Here is a 9,098-nt window from a genome sequence, read left to right on the forward strand (position 1 = left end):
CGAGTGACGGAGGTCCTCGATGAGCGCACCAGCGCGACCGGCGGCCTCCTCCCGGGTGGCGTGGACCGACTCGGCCAAGGGCCTGGCCATGGTGATGGTCGTCGCCTTCCACGCCACGCTCTACCTGCAGTCGGCCGGCGTCGACGCCGTCCTCGGCCGGGCCAAGGCCGCGTTCGAGCTGTTCCCGATGCCGGCGTTCTTCCTCATCGCCGGCCTCTTCGCCGGGCGGCAGGCCCAGTACCAATTCGGGGACCTGTGGCGCCGGCGCCTGCTGTCCCTGCTCTACCTGTACCTGCTGTGGTCGGTGGTCCGGACGCTGTTCTACGCGGTCGTCCCCGGCCTCAACGGCGAGCTCGGCGAGATCCCCGCGACCGACCCGCGCGCGCTGCCCCTGGTGCTGTTCTGGCCGAGCAGCAGCTACTGGTTCCTCTACGCGCTGTTCCTGTTCACCCTCGCCCGCTGGCTGGTCGCCCGGCTGCCGGCGTGGGTCCAGCTGACCGGCAGCGCGGCGGTGTCGACGGCGTTCACCACCGGCCTGCTGGACACGACCAACCTCGGCTGGAACCGGGTCGGGGCGCTGTTCTTCTTCTTCGTCCTCGGCGCGGTGGCCGCGCCCCGGATCCGCGACCTGGTCACCCGCGCCCGCTGGCCGCACGTCCTCGGCGCCGCGGCGGTGTTCGTCGCGGCCACCGCGGCCACCGTGCTCGGCCTGCGCTGGGTGCCGCTGGTGGTGCTCGCCGGGCAGCTGGCGGCGGTGCTGCTCGGGCTGTTCCTGTGCCGCCGGGCCGCGGGCAGCCGGCCGATGCGCTGGCTGGCCACCGTCGGCGTGCACAGCCTGAAGATCTACCTGCTCCACCTGTTCGTGATCGTGCCGGCGGTGGCGCTGGTCGAGCTGCTGCGTCCCGACTGGCCCCGCGCCGTCGACGTCGCCGTCCAGGTGGCCCTGTTCGTCGTCGCGCTGTCCGGCTCGTTCCTCCTGGCCCGGCTCACCGGGCGGGTGCGCTGGCTGTGGCAGCCCCCGGCGTTCCTCCGGGGCGGCCGGCGCCGTCCCTCCCCCGCGGCGGGGGAGGCACCCCTCCTGCCCCCGCCGGCGGCACCGCTGCCGCAGCCGCCCGCGTCCCCTCCGGTCGTCCCGCCCGCGCCCCGCGCGCCGGGCGGGCCGCCCCTGCGCAGCGGCGGGGACACCACCCGGCCGCTGCCCGCTCCCTGACGTCCCCTGCACCGAGGAGCCCGCCGTGCGACGATCCGTCCTGCCCGCCCTCCGCCCCGAGACGCCCCGCCGGCTGGTCCTGGCCGCCTCCACCGGGGGACACCTGGCCCAGCTGGTCCGCCTGGCACCCGGCCTCGGCGCCTCCGACGACTCGCTGTGGATCACCTTCCGCACGCCGCAGAGCGAGTCGCTGCTCGCCGGGCGCGACGTGCTGCACGTCCCCTACATCCGCCCGCGCGACCTCCGCTCGGTGTGCACCGCGTTCGCCGCCATCCGCCCGCGGCTGGCCGGTCAGGGCTTCGCGGCGGCCGTGAGCACCGGTGCGGCCCTCGCCCTCGCGGCGCTGCCGGCCGCCCGCAGCGCCGGCGTCCCGACGCTCTACGTCGAGAGCGTGTCCCGGATGGAGGGCCCGTCGGTGAGCGGCCGGGTGATCGCCGGCCTGCGCCTGGGCGAGATCCGCACCCAGCACCCGTCCTGGGCGCGCGGCCGGTGGGGACTGCACCCGAGTGTCCTGTCGACCTACCGCAGTGCCGCCCGCGCCACACCCTGCCCCGGGGCGCCGCGGCTGTTCGTCACCCTCGGCACCATCCGCGGCTACGGCTTCCCGGCGCTGGTCGACCGCATCGTCGACCTCGGCCTGGCCGGCCCGGACACCGTCTGGCAGCTCGGCGACACCCGCGTCTCCCGCGACCTGCCCGGCACGGTGCACCGCGAGATGTCGGCCGAGCAGTTCGAGCGGGCCGCCCTCGACGCCGACTGCGTGGTCACCCATGCCGGCGTCGGGACGGTGCTGGGCCTGCTCGAGCACGGCATCTCGCCGGTCGTCGTCCCCCGGCGGCGGCACCGGGGCGAGCACGTCGACGACCACCAGCGGCAGCTGGTCGCGCTCCTGCGGCAGGCCGGCGTCGGCTGTCCGGTCGAGCTCGAGGAGCTGCGGAGGGACACCGTCGTGCAGGCGGTGACCTCGGAGGTCAGCCTCGCCGCCTGACACGCGCGGCGGGGGAGGGCACGGGGGACGCACCGAGGGGGAACGGATGGGGCTCACGCCTGCCCGGCAGCGGCTGGGACGGCTCAAGGACACGTGGTCGATCGCCCGCGAGACCTGGGAGGACGGACGCCGGCACGCCGCCTACGCCGCGGCGGTCGACCGGCGCAGCGGCCTCCCGGCCGGGACGCGCCAGCTCGAGGCGCAGATCACCAAGGACTACCACCGCATCGAGAAGGGACTGTCGCTGCGCACGCCGCGGGCCGGGTTCGGCGCCGCGGTCGCGGCCCGGCTCCGGCGCGACCTGCCGCGCTACGCGGCGCTCCCCGGGCACGACCCGGCCGTCCTGGCGCACGGCCGCTCCGCCCTCGACGCGCTCGCTCTGTGGCACGCCGAGGCGCAGCTCGCCGACGACGGCCCGACCCGCCGGCCGCCCGCGTCCGCCGGGCTCGACCCGGACGAGGTGGGCGCCCTGTTCCGCTCGCGGACGAGCGTGCGCGACTTCGCCCCCGACCCGCTCGACCCGGCGCTCGTGCGGCGGGCCGCCGAGCTGGCGCTGCACTCGCCATCGGTGTGCAACCGCCAGGCGTGGGCGGTGTGGGCCTTCCACGACCGGCTCGCGGTCGAGCGGGTGGCGGCCCTCCAGAACGGCAGCGCCGGGTTCCGCGAGTCGATCCCGTGCCTGCTGGTGATCGGCGTCGACACGCGGCTGTTCGCCGGCTCCGCCGAGCGCAACCAGCGCTGGGTCGACGGCGGGCTGTACGCGATGAGCCTGGTCTGGGCCCTGCACGGCCTCGGCGTGGCCACCTGCATGCTCAACTGGTCGGTCGGCCACCGGCGCACCCGCGAGCTCCGCGCGCTGACCGGGATCCCCGACCACGTCGACGTCGTCACCATGGTCGCCGCGGGCCTCCCGCGCGCGGGCCTGCGGGTGGCCCGCTCCCCGCGCCGCCGCGTCGACGACGTGCTGCAGCAGGGCACGACGGCCCGTTGACCGGCGCCGTCCCCGCCGTGCGCACCGGCGGCGGGGACGGCGTCAGGCCGCGCGGGCCCGGTCGCGGGCGGCGCTGCGGAACGACGCGGCCACCCCGGCCGCGGCGAAGACGAACGGGAACGACGGCGTGGAGACGAAGACCGGCGCCGCGACCGACTCGACGAGCAGCAGCACCAGCCAGCCCAGCCCGGCGATCCGCAGCCAGCGCACCAGTGGGTCCTCACCCGGCGACACGCGGCGCAGCAGGGACGCCGCCATGCAGGCCAGCCCGAGCGCGAAGCACGCGGCGCCGAACCACCCGGCCTCGCCCCAGATCGCCGGCCACTGGGTGTCGTTGAGGAACTGCCCCGACTCCGGGCCGGGGCCCAGGCCGTAGCGGTCGGCGAAGCCGAGGGCGTGGTAGAGCGGGCTGTACTCCTCGGCCGCCGTCGCGCTGCCGTAGCGGCCGAACCCGGCGCCGAGGGGGAAGTACCGCCAGGCCACCGTGACGCCGCCGGCCAGCAGCAGCGACCGGGCCGAGTCCTGCCCGGCGTAGAGCGCGAGGTCCCCGCCGACCAGCGCCACCAGCGGCGGCACCACGAACAGCAGCGCCAGCGGCGCCAGGCAGACGGTGGCGGCGACGCCGGCCGGGCGCAGGTGGCGCACGCCGAGGACCGCCAGCGTGGCCAGCAGGCCGACGATCGACTTCACCTGCAGCGTCAGGAACGACAGCCCGCCGGTCAGGAGCACCACCACGGTGTTCGCCGTCGAGCGGCGCACCACCAGCCCGTACACCAGCGCGCCCACGGCCAGCACGCCCGCGAAGCGGCTGAAGGCGGCCGGGTGCTGGAACAGGCCGTTCACCGCCGGGATCGGCCCGACGAAGGTGATCGGCGGCCGGCCGGTGGTCAGCTGCGCCCACGCGTACGGGGCCAGCACGTTGAGCAGGCCGGACACCGCCACCAGCACCGTGGCGACCAGGCCCAGCCGCACCAGCACGACGAGGTCGTCGCGGGTCCACCGCACCTGGGCCAGGGCCAGGGCCAGGACGACGCCCTTGACGGCGATGAAGGCCGCGGGGACCGCGGTGCCGGCCGGGACGCCCGCGGCCGCGGCGCTCACCAGCCCGAGGACGAGGTACCCGGCGAACCAGCCGGCTCCCGGGAGCCACACCAGCCTGCCCTCGGTGACCAGCCGCCGGGTGCACAGCGCGACCGCGGCGAGCGCGATGCCCGCCTCGTCCGTGGCGCTGCCGAGGCCCAGCACGTTCTCGATCGGCGTGGACAGCACCACGGCCACCAGCACGAGGACCACGAGCGTCTTCGGCCGGAAGGCCGCGACCAGGAGCAGGGCGACCGCGGCGAGCAGCGCCAGGGGCAGCAGCGGGGACAGCACCCCGGTGGCCACCACGGCCGTCGTCGCCGCGGCCCCGCCCAGCGCCCAGCCGAGGCCGCGCCGGCGGTGCGGGGGTGCGCCGCGCGGCGGAGCGGGCGGGGTCTCGAGGAGCACGGCCCTTCAGCCCGCGGCCCAGGCCTGGCGGGTGACCACGACGAGGAAGCCGACTAGCAGCCCGGCGGCCAGCCCCACGACGAGGTCGAGCAGCAGGAGCGGCGACGCCGGCGAGGTGGGGATCTCCGGCGCCTGGACGACCGAGCCGGTCGCCGACACCGGGCTGCCGTCGGGCGACTGTCCCTGCACCTGCTCGATGAGGCTGGCCGAGATCGCGTTCGCGAGCTCGGCGGCGCCCCGCGCGGAGTCGGCGGTGACGGTGATCGCCACGATGGTCGTCTGCGGCACCACCTCGGCGGTGACGTCCTCGACCAGCTCGGTCGAGGCGACGTCAGCGCCGGAGGCCGCGATGGCGGGGTCGAGCACGCTCGGCGTGGTGGCCAGCGCCGCGTAGGTGGGCACCTGGTCGGCGACCAGCGTGGCGGCCTGGGTCACCGGCACCGCGGCCGCCGGGTCGACGAGGGCGGTGAACACCACCTTGGTCTCGGTCTCGTAGGTGACCGGGGTGGCCGCGGCGACCCCCCAGCCGGCGGCCGCGCCGGCGACCAGGCAGGCGAGCAGGACCAGCAGGTTGCGCCGGACGACCCGCACGACGCCGCGCAGCGTCGTCGCCCGCGTGTCCGTGGCGCCGTGCCGCGGCCGGTACGGCGGGGGGACCGGCAGCGGGGCGCCGGGCGGCAGGCCGTCCGCGGGCATCCGCGGGACGGGCGACTCGACGGGGGCCGCGGGGGCGTCGGGCGCAGCGGTCACAGGTGTTCCTCCAGGAAGGTGAGCACCCGCCGGCGGACGTCGGCGTCCAGCAGCGCGGTGCCGTGGTCGGAGCCGTCGACCAGCACCAGGTCGACGGGCACGTCGGCGGCCTCGAGGGCCCCGGCCATCGCCCGGGCCTGCTCGTCGGGCACCAGCTCGTCGGTGCCGTTGACGAGCAGCATGGGCGGGTCGGTGGGGTCGACGGCGGTGACCGGGGAGGCGGCCTGCCCCTGCGGGCAGGCGGTCACCGAGGTGCAGCCCAGGTAGGTGAGGACCAGCTGCACGGCCTGCGTGCTGGGCGTCCCCGCCCCGAGTGCCTCGGGCGTCATCACCGAGACGCCCGACAAGGAGACGACGGCGGCGACCCGCTCACCGGTGTCCGGTGGGCCGCTGCCCCGGGTGGCCAGGCTCTGCGCGAGCACGGCCCCGGCCGAGCTGCCCACGAGGGCCACCCGCGCCGGGTCGAGGCCGAAGCGCTCGACCTGGGCCGGCTCGCGCAGCCAGCGCACCGCCGCGCCGACGTCGTCGACCGGGGCGGGCCAGGTGGCGGCCGGGGCGAGCCGGTAGTCGATCGAGAAGCCGGCCGCACCCATCGACGCCGCCAGCTCGCAGATGCCGCGGCTGCCGCCGGTCTCCCGGTCGCCGCTGGTGAACCCGCCCCCGTGCACGACGACGACCACCGGCACCGGGCCCTCCGGGGCGGCCGGCAGGCAGGCGTCGAGCAGCAGGTCGCCGGCTGGGCCGGTGGAGTAGGGGATGCCCTCCTCCACCGTGGTCCCGGTCGCGGCCGGCTCGAGGCGCCCGGCCGGCGCCCCGGCGTCCGAGCAGCCCGCCAGGGACGCGACGAGCACGGCGACGACGGCGGCGCACGTCCGTCCGGTGTGCCTCATCCCCGCCTCCGTCCGCTCGCTCGCGCCGGCCGGGGCCGCGCGGCGGGAGCTGCGCGGCACCCCGACCCCGGGTGTGCAGGCCGGCGCAGCATCGGTCCGGCTCGGCACACCCTGGTGCAGCACGGGGTCCGGTGGATGACGGCCGCGTGAAATGTGGCGGCCCGACGGCTGTGCTCTGCGCTACAGCCGGTGAGCTGTGGCAGACCTCACCTCGCCCGCCGCCGCGCTTAGACCCGTCCCACCAGCGCGGATGTGCCTCGTGTCCTCACGCTGGCGTCCCGATCGGTGACGCTGTGTCATGGTCTACATCGCTGTCGACCAGCGTTCACACGATCGTCCCGCGCCCGCGGACGGCGGCTCGCTACGTTCCTGGCGCCGACACGGACACCGGAGTTCGGGCACCCCCACCGGCATCCCCGGGCACGTCCGCGTCGCGGCGCGCCCCGGCCGGTCGTGGAACGGGAGCAGTGTTCGTGACGTCGATCGACATCCCGGAGCAGCGCCCGCGGTTGCGCTCCCGCGGGTCCTGGCGCCGGCTGCCCTCGGGCCGGCGCCCCGGCGAGGAGGCCCGCCTGCGCGGCGAGGGCACGGCCGCCCGCCGGGCCTGGCGCCGCGCCTACGTCCGCCGGGCGGTGGTCCTCGACGCGGCGTGCGCGTCGGTGGCCGCCGTCGTCGGGTACCTGGTGCGCTTCCCGCCCGCCGACCCCACCGCCCCCGCCGTGGCGCCCGCCTCCGCGTGGCTCGCGCTCACGCTGCCGGTCACCTGGGTCGTCGTCATGTACGTCGCGCGGGCCTACGAGAAGCGCTTCCTGTGGGAGGGGCCCGAGGAGTTCCGCCGGGTCTTCTTCGCCGCGGCGCTGGTCCTCGCCGGCGTGGGCGTCGTCTCCTGGGCGTTCGCCCTGGAGCTCGCGCGCGGCCTCGTCGTCGTCGCGCTGCCGCTGGCCACCGCGCTGACGCTGGTCAGCCGCCATGCGCACCGGCAGTGGCTGCACCGCCGCCGCGAGCACGGCGCCCACCAGTCCACGACCCTGGTCGTCGGGCACCGCAGCGGCGTGGCCGCGCTGACCGAGCAGATGACCCGCGACGGGTACCACGGCTACCGCGTCGTCGGGTGCTGCCTGCCCGGGGGCCCGGACGCCGGCGACGGCACGTTCGGCGGGCTGCCGGTGCTCGGCGGCCTGGCCGACGTCGCCGCGGTGGTCGAGCGCTACGAGATCGACACGGTCGCCGTCCTCCCCAGCCCCGAGATCGACGGCCCGGGCCTGCGGCGGCTGGGCTGGGAGCTCGAGGGCACCCGGGCCGAGCTGCTCCTCGCCCCGGCCATCACCGAGGTCGCAGGCCCGCGGGTGCGGATCCGGCCGGTCTGCGGGCTGCCGCTCATGCACGTCGAGCGCCCGGAGCTGCGCGGCGCCCGCCGGGTCACCAAGGTCGTCGTCGACCGGACGGCCGCGGCCCTGCTGGTCCTGCTCACCGCGCCCGTGCTGCTCGCCGTCGCCGTCGCCGTGCGCACGACGAGCCCCGGTCCGGTGCTGTTCCGGCAGGAGCGGGTCGGCCGTGACGGTCGGACCTTCCCGATGCTGAAGTTCCGCAGCATGGTCGACGGCGCCGACCGGCAGACGGCGGTCCTGCAGGGCGCCAGCGACGGCAACGGCGTGCTGTTCAAGCGCCGGGACGACCCGCGCGTCACCCCGGTCGGCCGGCTGCTGCGCCGCTACTCGCTCGACGAGCTGCCCCAGCTGTTCAACGTCCTCGGCGGCAGCATGTCGCTGGTCGGCCCGCGTCCCCCGCTGCCCGGCGAGGTGGAGCGCTACGGCGTCGACATGCACCGCCGGTTCCTCGTCAAGCCGGGCCTGACGGGGCTGTGGCAGGTGAGCGGCCGGTCGGACCTGTCGTGGGACGACTCGGTCCGGATGGACGTCCGCTACGTGGAGAACTGGTCGCTCGCCTTCGACCTGATGATCCTCTGGAAGACCCTCGGCGCCGTCCTGCGCGGGCCCGGCGCGTACTGAGCACGTCCCGGGCCTGGCGACGTGCCGGCCCGGTCCCACCGCGGTGCGGCTCCGCCGCCCGCGTCGAGAGGAGAGCGGCATGAGGATCTCGGTGGTCGGCTGCGGGTACCTGGGCGCGGTGCACGCCGCCGCGATGGTGGAGCTCGGGCACGAGGTGGTCGGGGTCGACGTCGACGAGCGCAAGGTGGCCGCGCTGTCGGAGGGGCGGGCGCCCTTCCACGAGCCGGACTTCCCGGCACTGCTGGAGCACGGCCTGGCGTCGGGCCGGCTGCGCTTCACCACCGACGTGGGCGAGGCGGCCGGGGCGCAGGTGCACTTCGTCTGCGTCGGGACCCCGCAGCGGCGCGGTGAGTACGCGGCCGACCTGCGCTACGTGCAGGCCGCGGCGGAGTCGCTGCTGCAAGTGGTCGAGCCCGGCGAGCTGGTGGTGGGCAAGTCGACGGTGCCCGTGGGCACCGCGGCCGGCCTGGCCGAGCTGTTCGAGGGCAAGGTGCCCGGGTCGATCGTGGCGTGGAACCCGGAGTTCCTCCGGGAGGGTTTCGCGGTGCGCGACACGCTGCACCCGGACCGGCTGGTGTACGGGCTGCCGGCCGACGGCGACGGCGTGGTCGCGGAGCGGCTGCTGGACGAGGTGTACGCGCCGATCGTGGCCCGGGGCACGCCGAAGGTGACCACCGACTACGCGACCGCGGAGATGGTGAAGACGGCGGCGAACTCGTTCCTGGCCACGAAGATCTCGTTCATCAACGCGATGGCCGAGCTGTGCGAGGCG

8 protein-coding genes are annotated in these 9,098 nt (G+C 76.5%); 5 read left to right on the top strand and 3 right to left on the bottom strand.

The features are described from left to right. The first annotated feature begins 19 nt into the window (after window positions 1-19). Genes WA616_RS22960 through WA616_RS22970 form a run of 3 tightly spaced genes read left to right on the top strand, consistent with a single transcriptional unit; the run spans window position 20 to window position 3,189 of the window. Window positions 20-1,210 carry an acyltransferase gene (locus WA616_RS22960; RefSeq protein ID WP_336033507.1) on the top strand — a complete coding sequence of 397 codons (1,191 nt, stop codon included), beginning with the start codon at window positions 20-22 and terminating at the stop codon, window positions 1,208-1,210. Window positions 1,211-1,235: 25 nt separating this feature from the next. Continuing rightward, window positions 1,236-2,198: a glycosyltransferase gene (locus WA616_RS22965; RefSeq protein ID WP_336033509.1), complete on the top strand. Its 963-nt coding sequence runs from the start codon at window positions 1,236-1,238 to the stop codon at window positions 2,196-2,198. 46 nt (window positions 2,199-2,244) lie between these two features. Continuing rightward, window positions 2,245-3,189 (top strand): nitroreductase family protein, encoded by a 945-nt coding sequence (locus WA616_RS22970; protein ID WP_336033510.1) that lies wholly within the window; start codon window positions 2,245-2,247, stop codon window positions 3,187-3,189. A gap of 42 nt (window positions 3,190-3,231) precedes the next feature. On the opposite strand, the gene WA616_RS22975 is transcribed toward WA616_RS22970, so the two are convergent. The 3 genes from WA616_RS22975 to WA616_RS22985 are packed head-to-tail and all read right to left on the bottom strand — an operon-like array spanning window position 3,232 to window position 6,317. After that, window positions 3,232-4,677 (bottom strand): hypothetical protein, encoded by a 1,446-nt coding sequence (locus WA616_RS22975; RefSeq protein ID WP_336033512.1) that lies wholly within the window; start codon window positions 4,675-4,677, stop codon window positions 3,232-3,234. A gap of 6 nt (window positions 4,678-4,683) precedes the next feature. Beyond that, complete coding sequence (locus tag WA616_RS22980) at window positions 4,684-5,427, bottom strand: hypothetical protein (RefSeq protein WP_336033514.1); 744 nt, start codon at window positions 5,425-5,427, stop codon at window positions 4,684-4,686. Continuing rightward, on the bottom strand, window positions 5,424-6,317 hold the full coding sequence (locus tag WA616_RS22985; RefSeq protein ID WP_336033515.1) for an alpha/beta hydrolase: 894 nt from the start codon (window positions 6,315-6,317) through the stop codon (window positions 5,424-5,426). Before WA616_RS22985 ends, WA616_RS22980 begins: the two co-directional genes overlap by 4 nt. 473 nt (window positions 6,318-6,790) lie before the next feature. Here WA616_RS22985 and WA616_RS22990 point away from each other — a divergent pair, with 473 nt between their 5' ends. Beyond that, window positions 6,791-8,326, top strand: a complete 1,536-nt coding sequence (locus WA616_RS22990; RefSeq protein WP_336033517.1) for a sugar transferase — start codon at window positions 6,791-6,793, stop codon at window positions 8,324-8,326. Between the two features lie 79 nt (window positions 8,327-8,405). Next, on the top strand, window positions 8,406-9,098 hold a 693-nt coding region (locus WA616_RS22995), incomplete at its 3' end, for a nucleotide sugar dehydrogenase (RefSeq protein ID WP_336033519.1).

It is taken from the genome of Geodermatophilus sp. FMUSA9-8, assembly GCF_037034165.1.
In the GTDB taxonomy this organism is placed as follows: Bacteria; Actinomycetota; Actinomycetes; order Mycobacteriales; family Geodermatophilaceae; genus Geodermatophilus; species Geodermatophilus nigrescens.

What these genes read in the sequence shown, in the direction of transcription:
- WA616_RS22970 (WP_336033510.1), top strand. Translation starts at nt 2,245, where the DNA reads ATGGGGCTCACGCCTGCCCGGCAGCGGCTGGGACGGCTCAAGGACACG.
- WA616_RS22985 (WP_336033515.1), bottom strand. Translation starts at nt 6,317, where the DNA reads ATGAGGCACACCGGACGGACGTGCGCCGCCGTCGTCGCCGTGCTCGTC.
- WA616_RS22960 (WP_336033507.1), top strand. Translation starts at nt 20, where the DNA reads ATGAGCGCACCAGCGCGACCGGCGGCCTCCTCCCGGGTGGCGTGGACC.